The 18,281-nt window shown below is 67.1% G+C and carries 15 protein-coding genes and 1 tRNA gene; 11 read left to right on the forward strand and 5 right to left on the reverse strand.

The genetic code is table 11. The features are described from left to right. Nucleotides 1–78 precede the first annotated feature (78 nt). The gene (locus tag P6144_RS01405; protein WP_277765939.1) at nucleotides 79–732 is read left to right on the forward strand and encodes a hypothetical protein; all 654 of its coding nucleotides are present in this window, start codon (nucleotides 79–81) and stop codon (nucleotides 730–732) included. On the opposite strand, the gene P6144_RS01410 is transcribed toward P6144_RS01405, so the two are convergent. Beyond that, entirely contained in the window at nucleotides 701–2,158 is a 1,458-nt protein-coding gene (locus P6144_RS01410; protein WP_277765940.1) for an NCS1 family nucleobase:cation symporter-1, read from the reverse strand. The two genes, P6144_RS01405 and P6144_RS01410, sit on opposite strands and share 32 nt — an antisense overlap. A 124-nt stretch (nucleotides 2,159–2,282) precedes the next feature. Between P6144_RS01410 and P6144_RS01415 the strand changes: the two genes are divergently transcribed. Together P6144_RS01415 and P6144_RS01420 are read left to right on the forward strand one after the other, a co-directional pair. Next, on the forward strand, nucleotides 2,283–2,903 hold the full coding sequence (locus P6144_RS01415) for a hypothetical protein (protein WP_277765941.1): 621 nt from the start codon (nucleotides 2,283–2,285) through the stop codon (nucleotides 2,901–2,903). 186 nt (nucleotides 2,904–3,089) lie between these two features. Continuing rightward, complete coding sequence (locus tag P6144_RS01420; RefSeq protein WP_277765942.1) at nucleotides 3,090–4,001, forward strand: hypothetical protein; 912 nt, start codon at nucleotides 3,090–3,092, stop codon at nucleotides 3,999–4,001. On the opposite strand, the gene P6144_RS01425 is transcribed toward P6144_RS01420, so the two are convergent. Genes P6144_RS01425 through P6144_RS01435 form a run of 3 tightly spaced genes read right to left on the reverse strand, consistent with a single transcriptional unit; the run spans nucleotide 3,998 to nucleotide 6,887 of the window. Beyond that, nucleotides 3,998–4,603 carry an isoprenylcysteine carboxylmethyltransferase family protein gene (locus P6144_RS01425; protein WP_277765943.1) on the reverse strand — a complete coding sequence of 202 codons (606 nt, stop codon included), beginning with the start codon at nucleotides 4,601–4,603 and terminating at the stop codon, nucleotides 3,998–4,000. The two genes, P6144_RS01420 and P6144_RS01425, sit on opposite strands and share 4 nt — an antisense overlap. Nucleotides 4,604–4,605: 2 nt before the next feature. Continuing rightward, nucleotides 4,606–6,432, reverse strand: a complete 1,827-nt coding sequence (locus P6144_RS01430; protein ID WP_277765944.1) for a M1 family metallopeptidase — start codon at nucleotides 6,430–6,432, stop codon at nucleotides 4,606–4,608. Next, nucleotides 6,336–6,887 (reverse strand): hypothetical protein, encoded by a 552-nt coding sequence (locus tag P6144_RS01435; RefSeq protein ID WP_277765945.1) that lies wholly within the window; start codon nucleotides 6,885–6,887, stop codon nucleotides 6,336–6,338. Before P6144_RS01435 ends, P6144_RS01430 begins: the two co-directional genes overlap by 97 nt. 142 nt (nucleotides 6,888–7,029) lie before the next feature. On the opposite strand from P6144_RS01435, the gene lon reads away from it, so the two are divergent. From lon to P6144_RS01460, 5 genes are all read left to right on the forward strand, one after another. Beyond that, nucleotides 7,030–9,426, forward strand: a complete 2,397-nt coding sequence (gene lon / locus P6144_RS01440) for an endopeptidase La (RefSeq protein ID WP_277765946.1) — start codon at nucleotides 7,030–7,032, stop codon at nucleotides 9,424–9,426. A gap of 168 nt (nucleotides 9,427–9,594) precedes the next feature. Next, a complete protein-coding gene (locus P6144_RS01445) occupies nucleotides 9,595–9,867 on the forward strand; it encodes an HU family DNA-binding protein (protein WP_086129015.1) in 273 nt (90 codons plus the stop codon). An 87-nt stretch (nucleotides 9,868–9,954) separates the two neighbouring features. Further along, nucleotides 9,955–10,029 (forward strand) — tRNA-Val (locus P6144_RS01450). 178 nt (nucleotides 10,030–10,207) lie between these two features. Then, a complete protein-coding gene (locus P6144_RS01455) occupies nucleotides 10,208–12,271 on the forward strand; it encodes a M13-type metalloendopeptidase (protein ID WP_347274982.1) in 2,064 nt (687 codons plus the stop codon). A 209-nt stretch (nucleotides 12,272–12,480) separates the two neighbouring features. After that, nucleotides 12,481–13,020 (forward strand): hypothetical protein, encoded by a 540-nt coding sequence (locus tag P6144_RS01460; RefSeq protein WP_277765947.1) that lies wholly within the window; start codon nucleotides 12,481–12,483, stop codon nucleotides 13,018–13,020. 1 nt (nucleotide 13,021) lies between these two features. Here P6144_RS01460 and bla read toward each other — a convergent pair whose 3' ends face one another. Further along, nucleotides 13,022–13,930 carry a subclass B3 metallo-beta-lactamase gene (gene bla, locus P6144_RS01465; protein WP_277765948.1) on the reverse strand — a complete coding sequence of 303 codons (909 nt, stop codon included), beginning with the start codon at nucleotides 13,928–13,930 and terminating at the stop codon, nucleotides 13,022–13,024. A gap of 200 nt (nucleotides 13,931–14,130) precedes the next feature. Between bla and P6144_RS01470 the strand changes: the two genes are divergently transcribed. The 3 genes from P6144_RS01470 to P6144_RS01480 all read left to right on the forward strand — a co-directional run bounded on the left by P6144_RS01470 (nucleotide 14,131) and on the right by P6144_RS01480 (nucleotide 18,239). Next, the gene (locus tag P6144_RS01470) at nucleotides 14,131–15,015 is read left to right on the forward strand and encodes a DMT family transporter (RefSeq protein ID WP_277765949.1); all 885 of its coding nucleotides are present in this window, start codon (nucleotides 14,131–14,133) and stop codon (nucleotides 15,013–15,015) included. A gap of 131 nt (nucleotides 15,016–15,146) precedes the next feature. Beyond that, nucleotides 15,147–16,406: an amidohydrolase family protein gene (locus P6144_RS01475; RefSeq protein ID WP_277765950.1), complete on the forward strand. Its 1,260-nt coding sequence runs from the start codon at nucleotides 15,147–15,149 to the stop codon at nucleotides 16,404–16,406. A gap of 189 nt (nucleotides 16,407–16,595) precedes the next feature. Beyond that, nucleotides 16,596–18,239, forward strand: a complete 1,644-nt coding sequence (locus P6144_RS01480) for a hypothetical protein (RefSeq protein ID WP_277765951.1) — start codon at nucleotides 16,596–16,598, stop codon at nucleotides 18,237–18,239. Nucleotides 18,240–18,281: the final 42 nt, after the last annotated feature.

Below are 18,281 nucleotides of genomic sequence, written 5' to 3' on the forward strand. Positions count from 1 at the left end.
TGACGGTCAGGCGCGAGAGCGCTTGCTCCGCCGCCATCCTCTGGCATCATGCTGCCCGATGGGGATCGGGGGCCAGCTTTGACGGGAACGGACGCGCATGCCCGGCGCCGCAACGTGCGGTTCCGCCATGCGTTCGTCTGGCTGCTCGTTGGCGCGGTCGTCTATGCAGTGGCGCTGGCCTTCGCGATCCTGCTCTATCCCGACCCGAAGGACATCCTCGCCCCGGTCATCGGGCCCAGCCTCTATCTGACGCCGCTGTTCGGGCTGCCCTATCTCTTCACCAGCGCCCGCCAGCGCGGCTGGTTCACCCGGCTGATCTATTTCGGCGCGGCGCTGCCGCTGGCGCATGTCGCGGCGAACTATCTCGCCTGGCGGCACGCGGTGCTGAGCTTCTCGCTCGAGCCCGATCCCCAGGCCTATGTCCGCGATCTAGGTGCCGGAGCGGTGGGCGGGTGCGCGGGCGGCGCGCTGGCGTTGATGCTGCTGGTGCCGTTGCGCCTCACGCCGCTCGGCACGGGCACGCGCGCGATCATCCTGCTCGGCATCAGTGCGCTGACGCTGCTCGGCGCGCTCGGCATGGCGCAGGGCCTGCTATTCACCAACGCGCTCGATTACCCGCTCAAATCGGCGCGCTTCGTCTTCTGGTTCGAGTGCGTGCATTTGCCATGGCAAGCATGTCTGGCATTCTTCCTCGCCTGGCTCATGTGGCTGGGGCGGCGCCCCGCGGGATGACGCGCATCAGGCCGAGATAGGCGACCCCCGCGATCGCAAGGCCGACGAACCACGCCCAGGTGTAGATCGCCATCCAGAACGGGCCGACGGTGATTGCCTTGGGCGCAGCGACGGCGAGGAAGCCCGGCAGATTGGGCAGCACGCCCGCGGCAAAAGCGATCAGCGCCGCCGGGTTCCAGCCGCCGCGATAGGCATAGGCGCCGTCGGGCCGGTAGAGGTCCTCTACCTGCAGCGCGGTGCGGCGGATCAGCCAGTAATCGGCGATCAGGATGCCGGCGATCGGGCCGAGCAGCGCCGAATAGCCCGCCAGCCAGACGAAGATATAGCCGCCGGTGGAGGCGAGCAGCTTCCACGGCATCATCAGGATCGCGATCCCCGCGGTGATCATCCCGCCGGTGCGATAGCTGATCCGCGCCGGCCAGATCGACGAGAAGTCATAGGCCGAGGAGACCAGGTTGGCGGCGATGTTGCACGAGATGGTGTCGACGCTGATCACGATCAGCCCGAGCAGCACCAGCGGCCCCTCGAACCGGCCGGAAAGCGCCACCGGGTCCCAGATCGCATGGCCATAGATCACTACGGTCGCGCTGGTGGTGATGACGCTGGCGAGTGCGATCAGCCCCATCATCGGCGGCAGCCCGATCGACTGGCCGATGATCTGGTCGCGCTGCGAACGCGCGAAGCGGGTGAAATCGGGGATGTTGAGCGCCAGCGTCGCCCAATAGCCGATCATCGCGGTCAGCGCCGGCCAGAAGGTCTGCCAGAACCGCCCCTCGCGCGGCATGCCGGGGACGAACTCGGAGGGCTCGGAGAGGATCGGGCCGAGTCCGCCGGCGGCATGCACCGCCCACCAGACCAGCGCGATGCAGACCAGGATCTTCACCGGCGCGGTCCAGGTCTCGAGCCGGCGGATGGTGAGCAGGCCCTTGCGCACGAAGAAGAGCTGGATCGACCAGAAGACGAGGAACGCGACGAGCTGGCCGATCCCGATGCCGAGCATGGGAAGCGGGCCGCCGCGCAGGTCTGCGCCGATCAGTACGCCGAGCAGCGTGAGCAGCGCCTCGCCGCCGATCCAGGTCTGGATGCCGTACCAGCCGCAGGCGACGAGCGCGCGGGCAAGCGCCGGAAGGCGCGCGCCGGTGGTGCCGAACGAGGCGCGGACGAGCACCGCATAGGGGATGCCGTGCCGGGCGCCGGCATGGCCGATCAGCAGCATCGGCACGAGCACGATCAGGTTGCCGAGCAGGACGGTGAGCGCGGCCTGGGTGGCGGACATGCCCTGGTCGATCAGCCCGGCGGCGAGCATCCAGGCGGGCACCGCCACGATCATGCCGATCCACAAGGCGGCATAATGATACCAGGCCCAGCTGCGCTGCGCCGGACCGGTCGGCGCCAGATCCGGATTCCAGAGTGTTGCGTCGTGCATTTGCGATCCTCCCCCGGGGCGGAAGTGTCGCGCGAACTTCGCTGCACTGCAAGATCGGCTTTTGTTGACGCGAATCAAGTTGAGGCGCACGCTCGCTCCATTGGCAGGATAGAGGAGTGTTCCGATGTCTGATGCTGCAATCCTCGCGGACGAAGATCCCCGCGAGTTCCGTTCGCCCTTCGATCTTGCGCTAGACTCCGCTGCCGGTGCGGCGTTCCTTTGGCTTGTCATGGGGCATCTGTTGTTCGCCGTGGGACTTTGCGTCCTCGTACTTTCCGGTGTTGCTAATGGTGCGATCTGGATCACGCCGTTATTCGCCGTTCCGCTCGTCTGGGCGGGGCGGGGGCACAAGCTGCTGCTCAAGGTCGCGGTGTTCCTGGTCGGCTTCACCGCTGCGCACTGGCTGGGAGCGCAGCTCGCCGGCCAGGTCAATGCGATCACCCATCCGATGCTGCCGGGGCTCGTCGGCGGCGGGGTGGGGGCGGGGCTCTCGCTGCTGCTGGTGATGATCACCGGGCTCGGCCGGCCGGGCACGCCGAGCGCAATCTTCGCGGTGTTCGGCACCGCGCTGCTCGCGGGCATCGGCGCGCTGGTCGTCTATCTCTACATGACGACACTCGCGGGCAACGAGGCGTTCCCGGGCAACTGGCTGCAGCTGCTCAAGATCTACACCCCGTGGCAGATCGGCTTCGCCTATGTGCTGGCGAAGCTGCTGCGGCCTGACGGTGGGATGATCGACGACTGAGCGGTCTGGGAATCGCATGACTGCGGGCGGTGCGGAGCGAGACGGGCTCCGTCGCCGCCCTCGCTATTTTCTGCCCGATATCAATGCGGTGCGTGGCGCTATTGACGCAGGTGGTCCGCGGCACATTATCGTCGCGGAAAACCGGTGTGGGGGGCTGCAATGCGCGTGATCGGTGCAGGTATTTTCGTGGCTGGGCTAGCGGTGTCGGGCGTCGTCGCCGCGCAGCAGGGACGGCCGGCGCAGAAGGCGCCGCTGCCCAGGGAAGTCACCGCCTGGGTCGCCGAGCAGCGCGCCGATTGCGTGTCGAGCGGCAGCGGTCGCTTCGTCGCTTCGCCGAACTTCTACGACACCGCCGATTTCAACGGCGACGGCAAGCCCGATTATGTGGTGACGCGCGCCGGCATGCAGTGCGGCAACGACGCGACCTGGAGCCTCGAAGGCCCGCAGATTCCGGGCTACACCTTCTTCGTCTCGACCCCGCGCGGCTATGTTGATGCCGGGTTCGACGTCGCGGCCGAGGGCATTCGCTATGTGAAATATCAGGGCCGCGACGTGGCCGTGATGGTCTATGCCGGCCCCGGCATGGGCGCCGCCAAGACCTTCTATGTCGGCTGGAACGGGCAGCGGATCGACCGGCTCGCCGAGATCGACCGGCGCGGCAAGATCACTCCGATCCGCACCGTCGCCGTGCCCCTGCGTCCGGTCGCGCCGCCGGCCCCACCTGCGCCGCCAGCGGGGGCGGGCGCCGCCGCCTCGCGCCTGCTGCCGCTTCCCAAGGGCTATTATGTCGCGCGCACCAGCTGCGAGGACGCCGCGCGCGGTTCCTCGGTCTCGGTCTATGGCTATCTGAGCGATACCGATTTCAGCGATGGCACCAGCGCCTGCAAGGTCCTGTCGGCCACGCGCACGGGGCAGGGCGTCTCTACGCTCAAGAAAAGCTGCCCCGATCCGATGGGCGCCCGGGCGACCGACCGCACCGTATCGAGCGTCACCCTGCGCGCCACCGGGCCGACCGGCCTCAGCGACGGCTATTTCAACTATCGCTATTGCCCGGTGAACCAGATCCCGCCGGCGCGGCGCTTCTATCGGGGCAACTAGACAAGTCCGGGGATGAAGCGCTTCACGCGCGCGGCATAGGCGTCATAGGCGGCGCCGAACTGCGCGCGGAGGAGCTTCTCCTCGCGGGCAACGCGCATCCAGGTGCCGATCCAGTAGAGCGGCACACCGAGGATCAGCGCGCGCCAATGGCCGAGCGCCAGCGCCATCACCAGGATCCAGACGAACAGCGCGACATAGATCGGGTTGCGGATCACCGCGAACGGCCCCCAGGTGACGAGCTGGTGGTCGTCGCGGGTGCGCGCGACGATCGCCCAGTTGCGGCCCATTGCGCGCGACGAGGCCATGAACAGTGCGATCACGCCGGCGATCAGCGCGAGCACCACGATCACCTCGGCGATCGCCCGCCCGTCCGGCGCGCCGAGCACCAGGTTGAGCGGCCCGAAGCCAACCACCAGAAAGCCGAGCGCCTGCACTGCGACGCCGCGCATCGAGGCGGAATCGCGCCCCTGGGTGACTTCGCTCCCCGCCGGACCGCGGCGGCGCTTGGCGATAAGCAGCGCCGCGGCCCAGAGGAACAGGCTGCCGAACAGCGCAGCGACGGCATAGATGCTGGTGGGCTCGGGATGGATCAGTCCGATCATTCTCACCTCCGATAGGCGTAGCGCTGATAGGCTTCGACGGCGGCTGAATATTTGAGGATGCGCGCATCGGGATCGACGATCACGTGCGCGCCCGCAGGCACCGTCAGCGTGGCGGTGCCGCCCGGCATCTCCACCGTCTTCACCTTGCCGTCGACCGAGACCTCGACCGGCAGCGGGAAGGGCTTGTCGTTCTCCACCCGCCAGCGCAGCGTCAGCGTGTCGCCCTGGCGCTCCTGAACCAGCTCGGGCAGCTTCGCCTGATAGAGATAGACGTCGAAGAACCATTGCAGGTCCTTGCCCGTCACCTGGTTCACGTCCTTGATGAAATCGGGCGTGCTCGCGAAGCGCGGCATGAAGTTGCCCGGCTTGGGATCGGCGCGGCCATAGACGAGCAGGCGGGTGGCATCGAAGAACTTGGCGTCGCCGATCAGGTTGCGCAGCGTGTGGAGAATCCAGGCGCCCTTGACGTAGATGTCCTGGCCGGGTCCGCCATTTTCCTCCTCATAGACCTGCTCCTCGGTGCGGATCTGCCCGGAGACGATCGGCGCATGGTTGGTGATCGAAAGGCGGAAATCCTCCATCATGATCGCATAGCGCGCCTCGCCCTCGCGCCAGCGGCCGTAGAGCGGCTGCATGTACTGGGCGAAGCCCTCGTGCAGCCAGTAATCGTCCCAGTTGCCGGCCGAGAGCTGGTTGCCGAACCACTCATGGCCCAGCTCGTGCTGGAAGATCTCGTCGAAGCCCGACGGGTATTGCTTGTAGTTGTTGCCATACGCGTTGATCGTCTGGTGCTCCATGCCGAGATGCGGCGTCTCGGCGACGCCCACCTTCTCATCGCCCCAGGGATAGGGCCCGATCACGCTCTCGTAGAAATCGAGCGTCGGCGCGAATTCGGCGAACAGCTTCTTCGCCTTGTCGTCGCGGCCGGGCAGATACCAATATTGCATCGGGATCGTGTTGCCGAAGCGGCTCTTATAGTCCGCCTGGATCAGCTTGTAGGGCGCGATCTGGAGCGTCACCGAATAGGGATTGGGGCTGCGCGCCGACCAGTTCCACACCGAGCGGCCATCGGGCAGTTCCTGCGTGCTGATCAGCTTGCCGTTGCCGGCCGCCTTCAGCCCCTTGGGCACGGTGATGTGCAGGTCGACGCTGTCGGGCTCGCCCTTCGGGAAGTCGAGGCAGGGCCAGAACAGGTCGCAGCCATAGCCTTCGGCCGTCGAGGCGATCCAGGGCAGCCGGTCCGGCCCCGGCGTCTTGGCCCAGACCATGCCGTCATCCCAGGGCGCTCGCACCGCGACGTGCGGCGTGCCGCCATAGACGATCTTCACCACCGCCTTGCCGCCGGCCTTGATCGGGCGGGGCAGGGTGACGGTTAGCCGGCCTTCGGGATTGGACCAGTCCTTCGCGGTCAGTGCCTTGCCGTCGACGCTGACCGCGCTGATCGGCAGGTTCTTGTCGAGATCGATCTGCAAGGTCTTCTGGGCGATGGCGCTGGTGATGGTCAGCGTGCCGGTGCCTTCGATGCGCTGCTTGTCGGGGAATACCTCGATCGCGAGATCGGCATGGTCCAGATGCAGCGCCGCGCGCTCGGGGGCGATCGGGCCTCCCGATTCCTGCGTGGTGGCGGTGATCGCCGGCTCGCCGGGCTTGATCGTCTGCGCGGCGGCAGGCAGCGCGGCGAGCGACAGGGCCGATGCGGCGAGAAGCAGATGGGTGCGGATGGGAGCCTCCTTCAGGCGCGGATGACGGTGAAATTGTCGATGGTGTTGCGGAAGTTGAACTGGCCCGGCGCTCCTTTGGCAAGCCGGAGCGTGATCCGTTTCGGCCATGTTATGCCCTGATCGGCCACTTCGCCTTCGAAATCGATGCGTTGATCGATCACGCCGTCGCTGGCGTGGTCGGGAACGACATAGGTCGCGCTGATCGGGCGCCCGTTGGCGTCACGAAGGAACGAGATGGGCGGCAGGCCGGGATGGCGGATTTCCGTTGGCCCCGCGCCGATGCCGTCAGTGCGTTGCAGCTCGAGCAGATAGCCGTACAGCCCATATTGCGCGCGTTCATGCGCGGCACGCTGCGTAGGCAGCGCCTCGCGCGTGCCCTGAACCTCCCGCCAGGCGCCGTCGGGTTCGATGATCGTCATGCGGGCACTGGCCGGCGCTTCGCCCTCGAGCCAGCTTGTCGAGCGTGCGCGGACAAAGGGTTCGACTCGGGTTCTGAATGTCCGGCGCATGATGCCGCGCTCGGTGGGGATCTCGCCAAGCGCGTCCCATTCGAGCGCTTTCACGCCCTGGATGGGCGCAAAAATGCTTGCCCGTGCCGCAATGGGAAGCAACACTCCACAGCCTAAGAGTGTTCGCCGATTGATGCCGGCTCCGCGGCCACCATATAATGGAGGTAAGGAGCCCTGTGCGGGCTCAGGAGTATCCATGAAGCAGTCCTACCCCGTTCTACCCCTTCGCGACATCGTCGTCTTTCCGCACATGATCGTGCCGCTGTTCGTCGGCCGCGACAAGTCGGTTGCGGCGCTCGAAGCGGCGATGGCCGACGACAAGGAGATCTTCCTCGTCGCGCAGCTCGATCCGGCCGAGGATGATCCCGGCCGCGAGGACCTGTACGACACCGGCGTTTCCGCCGAGGTCCTGCAGCTGCTCAAGCTGCCTGACGGCACGGTACGTGTGCTCGTCGCAGGCAAGGAGCGCGGCGCGCTCGCCACGATGGACGAGAGCGGCGCCTATCTGACCGCCACTGTCACCCCGATCGAGGACGAAGCGGTCGAAGGCAACGAGATCCAGGCGCTGATGCGCTCGGTGGTCGATCAGTTCGAGAATTACGCCAAGCTCAACCGCAAGCTGCCGGCTGAGACTGCGGTGCAGCTCGCCGAGCTCGAGGATGCCTCGCGCCTGGCCGACGCGGTTGCCGCCAACATCGCGGTGAAGGTGTCGGACAAGCAGTCGCTGCTGGTCGAGACCAATCCGATGAAGCGCCTCGAGATGGTGTTCGCCTTCATGGAGGGCGAGCTGGGCGTGCTGCAGGTCGAGAAGAAGATTCGCAGCCGCGTGAAGCGCCAGATGGAGAAGACGCAGCGCGAATATTACCTCAACGAGCAGCTCAAGGCGATCCAGCGCGAGCTGGGCAATGAGGGCGAGGAAGGCGATGGCGACGAGATCGCCGAGCTGACCCAGAAGATCGCCACGCTCAAGCTCTCGAAGGAAGCGCGGACCAAGGCCCAGTCGGAACTCAAGAAGCTCAAGACCATGGCGCCGATGAGCGCCGAGGCGACGGTGGTGCGCAACTATCTCGACGTGTTGCTGGGCCTGCCTTGGGGCAAGAAGTCGAAGCTCAAGAAGGACCTGGTCGAGGCCGAGAAGATCCTCGATGCGGACCATTATGGGCTGGAGAAGGTCAAGGACCGGATCATCGAGTATCTCGCGGTCCAGGCGCGCACCAACAAGCTGAAGGGGCCGATCCTGTGCCTCGTCGGCCCGCCGGGCGTCGGCAAGACCTCGCTGGGCAAGAGCATCGCCAAGGCGACCGGGCGCGAATTTGTCCGTCAGTCGCTTGGCGGTGTGCGCGATGAAGCAGAAATTCGCGGCCACCGCCGCACCTATATCGGCTCGCTGCCGGGCAAGATCGTGTCGAACCTCAAGAAGACCGGGACCAGCAACCCGCTGTTCCTGCTCGACGAGATCGACAAGCTCGGCCAGGATTTCCGCGGCGATCCCGCCTCGGCGCTGCTCGAGGTGCTCGATCCCGAGCAGAACAACAAGTTCAACGACCACTATCTGGAGATCGACATCGATCTTTCGGACGTGATGTTCGTCACCACGGCGAACTCGCTGAACCTGCCCCAGCCGCTGCTCGACCGCATGGAGATCATCCGGCTCGAAGGCTATACCGAGGACGAGAAGGTCGAGATCGCCAAGGGCCATCTGATCGAGAAGCAGATCGAGGCGCACGGGTTGAAGGACGGCGAGTTCGTCCTCACCGACGAGGGCCTGCGCGCGCTGATCCAGAAGTACACCCGCGAGGCGGGCGTGCGTACGCTGGAGCGCGAGATCGCCAAGCTCGCCCGCAAGGCGCTGCGCAAGATCCTGGAAGGCAAGGCCGAGAGTGTGACGATCACGCCCGACAACCTCTCCGAGTTCGCCGGCGTGCAGAAGTATCGCCACGGCCTCAGCGAGGAAGAGAACCAGATCGGCGCGGTCACCGGCCTCGCTTGGACCGAGGTGGGCGGCGAGCTGCTGACCATCGAGAGCGTCACCGTGCCCGGCAAGGGTATGATCAAGACGACCGGCAAGCTGGGCGACGTGATGAAGGAATCGGTCGAGGCCGCGTTCAGCTTCGTCAAGGCGCGCTCGCCCGCCTATGGGATCAAGCCGAACCTGCTCCAGCGCAAGGACATCCACGTCCACCTGCCGGAGGGCGCTGTGCCCAAGGACGGCCCGTCGGCGGGCATCGGCCTGGTCACGGCGATCGTCTCGACGCTCACCGGCGTGGCGGTTCGCAAGGACATCGCGATGACCGGCGAAGTGACTCTTCGTGGGCGGGTGCTGCCGATCGGCGGCCTCAAGGAGAAGCTGCTCGCCGCGCTGCGCGGCGGGATCAAGACGGTGCTGATCCCCGAGGAGAACCAGAAGGACCTGGCCGAGATCCCGCAGAACATCCGGGACGGGCTGGAGATCGTGGCGGTGAAGCATGTCGACGAGGTGTTGCGCCTGGCGCTCACCGAGCCGCTCGCGCCGATCGACTGGAGCGAGGCGGACGAGCTGGCGGCGCAACCGCCGGCGGGCGCCGCGGGCATGGGAGACGCCGTCCATCATTGATGGCGGCGCATCCCTAACCGTTCAGCTACCGTAACCTTTTCGTCATTTGGAGGGAAAAGCGGGTCGAAACGCTTTGACAGCGGCGGCGCCGCCGTGCTGACTTGATCGCTCGGCCTGCAGGCACGACTCGCGTATTTGTGCGTACTTCATGAGGGGGAAAGTCACGAGATGAACAAGCAAGAGCTGATCGGTCAGGTCGCCGATACCTCAGGTCTGGGCAAGGGCGATGCGAGCAAGGCGGTTGAGGCCGTGTTCGACGCGATCCAGGCTGCGCTCAAGAAGGGCGATGAGGTTCGCTTGGTCGGCTTTGGCACCTTCTCGGTCAGCAAGCGCAAGGCGTCGACGGGCCGCAACCCGCGCACGCGCGAGCCGATGACGATCAAGGCGTCGAACCAGCCCAAGTTCAAGGCAGGCAAGGGCCTGAAGGACGCGGTCAACTAACCGCGTCGGAAAAGCGGGTTTTGGGGCTGGACAGCATGGTCTGCGCCGCCTAAAGGCCCGCTTCCCGTTTCGGCCGAATGGCCAAATGGGCGCGTAGCTCAGTGGTAGAGCACACCCTTCACACGGGTGGGGTCGTAGGTTCAATCCCTACCGCGCCCACCATTTCAAAAGCCCGTCGGTCCCGCGTGACCGGCGGGCTTTTTGGTTTCAGGGCGCTAGCGCATAGCTCCAGGCTGGGGTGGCAATATTGCCGGGGCGCGCAACGATATTGCGCGGGCCAGAGTGCCGTGACACACCGTTGATCAGACGCGCCTGACGTCACCATTTGGGGGGACCTGAATTGAAGAAAACTCTGCTGCTCGCCACCGCCATGGCCGCGATCGTCGTGCCTGCGATCGGCTTCAGCCAGCAATCGGCCGAGCCTGTCGCCGTCGCCGATGCAGGCGCCACCCGCTACGGCGCCTGGGGCTTCGACCTGACCGGCATGGACAAGCGCGTGAAGCCCGGCGACGACTGGTTCCGCTTCGTCAACGGCGCCTGGGTCGACCGCACGACGATCCCGGCCGACCGTTCTTCCTATGGCGCCTTCGCGGTGTTGCGCGAGCTTTCCGAGGCCCGCATGCGTAGCCTGATTTCGGGCTATAGCGCCGGCGACACCGCGCATCCCGACCGGATGAAGGCGGCGATCCTCTACTCGGGTTTCATGGACGAGGCGCTGGCCGAAAAGCTCGACGCCCAGCCGCTGCTCGACCGCCTGGCGCCGATCAAGGCTGCGGCGAGCAAGGACGATATGGCGAAGCTGATGGGCGCATCGGTCGGCGGCTTCGGCGGCAGCTTTTTCGGCGTCGGCGTCAACGACGACGCCAAGAACCCGGACGTTTATGCGCTGTACCTGCGCCAGTCCGGCCTCGGGCTGGGCGACCGTGACCTCTATCTCGATGCCAAGTTCGCTCCGCAGGTCGCGCGCTATCAGCAATATGTCGCGCAGCTGCTCGGCATGGCCGGCTGGGCCGATGCCGATGCGATGGCGGCGAAAGTTGTCGCGATGGAGGCCCGGATCGCCAAGGCGCACTGGACCCGCGCGCAGAGCCGCGACCGCGACAAGACCTACAACCCGACCGGCATCGCCGAGCTGAAGGCTGCGGCGCCGGGCTTCGGCTGGGACGGCTTCTGGGCGGCGGCGGGCCTAACCAAGGCCGATCGGGTGATCGTCGCGCAGAATACGGCGATCCCGGCGATCGCCCAGGTCTTCGCCGACACCGATCTCGAGACGCTCAAGGCCTGGGAAGCCTTCCGCACCGCCGACGACATCGCGCCGTTGCTGTCGAAGCGCTTCGTCGATGCGCAGTTCGAGTTCCGCTCGAAGTTCCTCAACGGCCAGCCGCAGCAGCGCGACCGCTGGAAGCGGGGCGTGGCATTCGTCGAGCGCGGCATCGGCGAGGGTGTGGGCCGCGACTATGTCGCGCTCTATTTCCCGCCGGCCTCCAAGGCGAAAATGGACACGCTGGTCGGCAACCTGCGCGTAGCGCTCGCCGGGCGGATCAACAACCTCGCCTGGATGAGCCCGGCGACCAAGGCGCAGGCTCAGGACAAGCTCAAGGGATTCAGTGTCAAGATAGGCTATCCCGACAAGTGGCGCGATTATTCGGCGTTTGAAGTGAAACCGGGCGACCTGGTGGGCAATGCCGAGCGCTCGGGCCGTTTCGAATGGGACTATCGCCGCAACCGGCTGGGCGGGCAGGTCGACAAGGCCGAGTGGGGCATGACCCCGCAGACGGTGAACGCCTATTACAACTCGGTGAAGAACGAGATCGTCTTCCCGGCCGCGATCCTGCAGCCGCCCTTCTTCGATCCGCAGGCCGACGACGCGGTCAACTATGGCGGCATCGGCGGCGTGATCGGGCACGAGATCAGCCACGGCTTCGACGACCAGGGCCGCAAGTCCGACGGCAATGGCGTGCTGCGCGACTGGTGGACCACCGAGGACGCCGCCAAGTTCGAGGCCCAGGCCTCGATCCTCGGCGCACAGTATGAGGCCTATACCTTCGACGGGCTGCCCGGTGTCCACATCAACGGCCGCGCCTCGATGGGCGAGAATATCGGCGATCTCGGCGGCGTGCTGATCTCGCTCGACGCCTATCACCAGTCGCTCGGCGGCAAGAAGGCCAAGGTGATCGACGGCTATACCGGCGACCAGCGCTTCTTCCTGGGCTGGGGCCAGGTGTGGCGCACGCTGTTCCGCACCGAGGCACTGCGCCAGCAACTGGTCAGCGACCCGCATTCGCCGGGCCAGATCCGCGCGGTCAATCCGCTGCGCAACGTCGATGCCTGGTATGCCGCGTGGAAGATCGACGCGAGCCAGAAGCAATATGTCGCGCCGGACAAGCGCGTGCGCATCTGGTGATCTGACGGCCTCTCCCTAGCTGTGCCCCGGCGCAGGCCGGGGCCCAGGGTTTCTCTGCCGTATCGCTTTGTTACCCTGGGCCCCGGCTTTCGCCGGGGAACTGAAAGGACCGGCGCCTGCACATCCTCTGCACGCCGATTCCTCCGAAGCCTGGTTGGATCGATCTGCCGCGAAAGCGCACACCGCCCACACCAACCACGGAGGCAGGCATGGCGGCACAGGTGATCGACGAACCCGGGACCAGCAACAAGCTGCGGATCGCGGCATGGAGCGCGGCGGCGGGGCTGCTGATGCTGCCGGCGATCGCGATGCAGCTCACCCACGAGGTCCGCTGGGGGCCTGCCGACTTCGTCCTTGCCGCGCTGCTGATCGGCGGCACCGGCCTGGTCTTCGAGCTGGCGATCCGCGCGCGTGCCAGCGGGGCCTATCGCGCCGCCGTCGCGCTGGCGCTGTTCACGGCCTTTCTCACCGTCTGGGTCAACCTCGCCGTCGGCATGATCGGCGACGCGGGCAATCCGCTCAACCTGCTGTTCGGCGGCGTGATCGCGGTGGCGATCCTCGGCGGCTTCCTCGCGCGCTTCCAGCCGGTCGGCATGGCCTGGGCGATGGCGGCGACGGCGCTGGTGCAGGCTGCCACCGTGATCCCCGCGCTCACCTACGATCCGCGCACCGCGGCGCTGATCGGCGCCTTCACGCTGCCCTGGCTGCTGTCGGCTGCACTGTTCCGCGCCGCGCACGGGCGCGATTGAGCTATCTGGCCTTGCCCGCTTTCTCGTCTGCCAGCCGCTTCGCCAGCGCGCCGGCCGAGCGGTCCGCATAGGCGCGGCAGGCGCCGGGATCGAGATAGGGGTTGGGCCGCACGCCCCGGGCGAAGCGCGCATATTTCTCCGGGCCACCCGAATTGTCGGGGTGCGCGCTGAACAGGATGTCGCAGGGCATCGCTCGCATCTTCGCCTGGCTGGTGCGGAAACTGGCCACCACTTCCGGATGGCGGGTGAAGCGATAGCCGTCGGCGGCGACGGGGTTGAGGCTCGATCCGAACACGATCGCCTTGCAGGCGCGGCCCTCGCAGCTCTGCCAGGTCCAGCTCATGCTTCCCGGCGTATGACCCGGCGTGGCGCGGGCGGTGACGGTGACGCTGCCCAGCCGGATCGCCGCGCCATCCTTCACCGCCCGCACCTGGGAAACGGCAGGGAAGGGCTCCAGCCATGCCGCCTGGGGATCGTCGGGCGTGCTCTTTCCCTGCTTCAGCACCGGCACGGCCCAGCTGCCGGCCAGCACGGTGGCGCCGCTGTCGTGCGCCAGCGCGGCGAGCCCGCCGGCATGATCGAAATGCGGCTCGGTGCTGAGGATCAGCTTCACGTCCTGGATGCGAAAGCCGAGCTTGCGGAGGTTGGCCTCGACGTCGCGCACCGATTGCGGCACCGCGCCGTCGATCAGGATCAGCCCCTTGCCGGTGTCGATCAGCGCGACGTTCATGCCCTGGAAGCCGACCAGATAGGTGTTGCCATGGACGCGGATCGGCGCCTGGGGCCCGATCCACTTGGCGGCAGCCTCGGGCGCGATCGGACGCGTGAGCGGATCGTCCTGCTGCTGCGTTGCGGCAGTGGTGATCGCGGTGGTGACGAGGGCGAGGGCGGCGAGGTGGATCGGCTTCATCGGGCATGTCCCTGATTGCGTGCCCCGCGAGATGGCCCGTCACGCACGCCACGCGCAAACCACCATTTCTCGGATGAGCCATTAGCTGGATTGATGGCTCGTTGCGCCAGACCCCATCCAATCATCGCCAATCCCGCCTTCGCGGGGATGGCGGAAGGGGGTATGGCCGGCCGAATCGACGGGTGGGTGGGAGTTAGCGCGTGCTCTGGGCAGTGGCGACGGTGGCGGCGGCCGGGTTTCAGGTGGGCCGCAACGCGCTCCAGCGGGGCATGATGTCGAACACCGGCCCCTGGGGCGCCACGCTGGTGCGCTTCCTGTTCGGCCTGCCTTTCTCGCTGTTGTTCACCGCAGTCGCATTCGCGCTCAGCCCGCATCTCGATCCGCAGTTCGGCTGGCCGTTCTGGTGGCCCGCGCTCACCGGGGCGCTGGCACAGGTGATCGCCACTGCCGCGCTGCTGCTCGCCATGCACCATGCCGGCTTCGCCGTGGGCACCGCGCTTCAGCAGAGTTCGGTGCCGCTCGCCGCCACCGTCGGGCTGGTGGTGTTCGGCGACAATCTCTCCTTGCTGGGCTGGGTGGGCGTCGCGGTGACGACGCTGGGGCTCGCCGCCTTGGTCTGGCCGAAGAAGATCGAAGGCGCGCATCATCCGGTGCTTGGCGTCACCTATGGCGTGCTTTCCGGCCTGCTGTTCGGTTTCGCGCTCAACGCCTTTCGCCATGCCGGGCTGCGCCTCGAGCCGCATCATCCCTGGTTTGCGGCAGTCGCGGGCGTCGCGATCGTCCAGGCGGTGCAGGCGGCGGGACTGGGGCTGTACCTGGCGATCCGCGACCGCGCCGCGCTGGTCGCGGTGGTGAAGGGCTGGCGCCAGTCGCTGGGGGCAGGGCTGTTCGGCGCGCTTGCTTCCTCGGGCTGGTTCCTTGCGCTGCATCTTGCCCCCGCCGCTGCGGTGCGCGCGCTGGGGGTGATCGAGATGCCGATGGCCGCCGCGGCGGGGCACCGGCTGTTCCGCGAGAAGCTGAGCGCGCGGCAGCTGCTCGGCGTGGTGCTGGTTGCCGGCGGCGTGGCGATGACGGCCGCCTTCTAATCGTCATCCCGGCGAAAGCCGGGACCTCGCGCGGCTCTTGTCCCGCGCCTTCGCCTGAGATCCCGGCTTTCGCCGGGATGACGGAGAATAAGGAGATGGCGCGACGTGCCGACCTTTGCCACTCTCGTGCGATGATCAAACTCCGCGTGCTCCTCGCCCTTGTCGTCAGCCTGCTCCCCGGTGCGGCCCTCGCGCAAAAGGCGCCGGTTCTTCTCGTCCCCGACCGCGTCTTCACCGCCACCGATCGGGCGATGCACCCCGGCTGGAAGGTGCTGGTCGCCGACGGCAAGATCGTCGCGGTGGGGCCGGACGTGACTGCGCCCGCCGGCGCCGAGACGCTGGCGCTGCCCGGTACCACGCTGATGCCGGGGCTGATCGACCTGCACGTCCACCTCTTCCTCCACCCGTACAACGAGACCAGCTGGAACGATCAGGTGATGAAGGAGCCGCTGGCGCTCCGTACCGCGCGTGCCGTCGCGCACGCCCGTGCGACGCTGGCGGCGGGCTTCACCACCGTGCGCGATCTCGGCACCGAAGGGGCGGGGGAGGCCGATGCCGGACTCAAGGCGGCGATCCAGCAGGGCATCGTGCCGGGCCCGCGCCTGCTGATCGCCAGCCGCGCGCTGGTCGCCACCGGCGCCTATGGGCCCAAGGGCTATGCCTATGACGTGCCGCAGGGTGCCGAAGAGGTGAGCGGCGACGGCGTGGTCGCCGCGGTTCGCCGCCAGATCGCGCACGGTGCGGACTGGGTGAAGCTCTATGCCGATTATCGCTGGGGACCGGGCGAGCCGAGCCGCGCGACCTTCAGCCTGGAAGAGCTCAAGGCGGGGATCGCCGCCGCGCATGATGCCGGGCGCAAGGTCGCGGTTCATTCCAGCACGCCCGAGGGGATGCGTCGCGCGATCCTGGCCGGCGCCGACACGATCGAGCATGGCAACGAGGCGACGGCGGACGTCTTCGCGCTGATGAAGGCGCATGGCGCTGCCTTCTGCCCCACGCTCGCCGCCACCGATGCGATCACGCGCTATGGCGGCTGGAACGGCGCCGCGCCCGAGCCCAAGGCAATCGCGGTGAAGCGGGCGAGCTATGCCGCGGCGCTCAAGTCCGGCGTGACGATGTGCGTCGGCGGCGACACCGGCGTATTCGCCCACGGCGCCAATGCCCGCGAGATCGAACTGATGGCCGGCTGGGGCATGGCGCCGGCCGATGCATTGTGGACCGCGACCGCGGGCAACGCTGCGATCCTTGGCATGGCGGATCGGCTCGGATCGATCGCCCCCGGTCGAATCGCCGACCTGGTCGCTGTCGCCGGCGATCCGCTCGCCGACATGGCGGCGCTCGAAAATGTCCGCCTCGTGATGCAATCAGGCAACATCTTCACCGATCGGTGAACCATTTCGGGGACGTACGCTGGCGCTGTAACAATAGCGTCATGTGACAGTCTCGAAAGTGTCTCCAAAACCGCGCCAACGCGTAACAACCCCCGCCTAGCGCCGCTTTTGCGGCCGACGGGGGAACAGCCGAGTCGATCCCGCACCGTAATTCGATGCAATCCCGGCGTCCGCCGGAACGGAGATCCTATGGCCAGCTTCAAACGCGTCAGCCTTCTTATGATGACCACCATGGCATGCGGCGCGCTCGCTGCTTGCGATGGTGCGAACGACATCGCCTCGCCGGGCACCGGCGGCAACGTCATCATCAACAATCCGCCGGCGCCGACCCCGACGCCCACGCCGACGCCGACCTCCACGCTCGTCACTGCCGCCACCGGCTGCCCGACGATCGCCGACCCGAAGGGCCTGACCGACAATGGCGTGATCACCGGCCCGACCGGCAGCTGGCGCGTCTGCACGCTGCCGTCGATCATTGCGAAGAGCGTCCAGCTCCCGAAGGTCGCCGGCCTGGTCTATGAAATGCGCGGCCGCGTCGACGTTGGCTGCGACAGCGGCTTCACCGCGCCGACCGCCGGCGCGCCGCTCACCAGCACCACCGTGGGCTGCACCGCGGCCAACGGCTTCACCCTCACCGGCGGCCAGCTGACCGCCGACACCAACGTGACGCTGACGATCGATCCGGGCGTGATCGTGTTCGGCGGCACCGGCACCTCGTGGCTCGCCGTCAACCGCGGCAACAAGATCGCCGCCAACGGCACCGCCACCGCACCGGTCGTCTTCACCAGCCGCGACAACATCCTCGGCCTCAACACCGACGCGTCGTTCGGCCAGTGGGGCGGCGTGGTGCTGCTTGGCCGCGCCAAGGTCACCGACTGCAACTACGGCTCGACCGCGGCCGGCACCTGCGAGCGCGACACCGAGGGTGCCGCCGACAAGGCGATCTTCGGCGGCGCCGACGACACCTATAACGCCGGCAGCATGAAGTACGTCCAGATCCGCTATTCGGGCTATGTGCTCGGCGCGGACAAGGAGCTCCAGGCGCTCACCACCGAAGGCGTCGGCTCGGGCACCACGCTCGAATATATCCAGAGCCACAACAGCTCGGACGACGGCGCCGAGTTCTTCGGCGGCACCGTGCGCTTCAAGCACTATATCGCCACCGGCGCCGACGACGACAGCCTCGACATCGACACCGGCCTGCAGGGCTTCTTCCAGTACGTCCTGCTGCTGCAGCGTCCGGGCCAGGGCGACGCGCTGATGGAAATCGACAGCAACGGCCTCGAGACCGATCTGCCGCGCCAGAAGACCGCGGTGGTGAACTTCACCGCCGTCCAGTCGCAGGTCAGCAGCAACAACGAAGCCAACGACCTCGGCTCGCTCCTGCTGCGCGGCAACTCGGACACCTCGCTCGTCAACGGCATCATCGTCTCGCCGAACAACGAGTGCCTCCGCCTGAACGGCTCGGGCGCCACGCCCGCCACGCTGTTCGCCCGTGCGGTGGTGATGCAGTGCAACGCGACCAAGTATCTCGGCTCGGGTTCGTACACCGCGGCGCAGGCCGCGACGGCCTTCGGCTCGGGCTCGAACGCCAACAACGACGCCTATACGCCGTCGCTGACCAGCCTGTTCATCAACGGCGCGACCGAGACGGCCGTGACTGCCTTCGATGCCAAGACGCTGAACACGTTCTTCGACACGACGACCTATATCGGCGCGGTCAAGGACGCGAACGACAGCTGGTACAAGGGCTGGACCTGCAATTCGAGCTACGCACCGTTCGACACGACCACCTCGACGAGCCGCAGCTGCACGTCGATCCCGACGAACTGAGCCTTGCTTGACTGAACCGGGGGCGGAGCGTGGCCATGCGGC

This window comes from Sphingomonas sp. HITSZ_GF, assembly GCF_029543155.1.
GTDB lineage: Bacteria > Pseudomonadota > Alphaproteobacteria > Sphingomonadales > Sphingomonadaceae > Sphingomonas.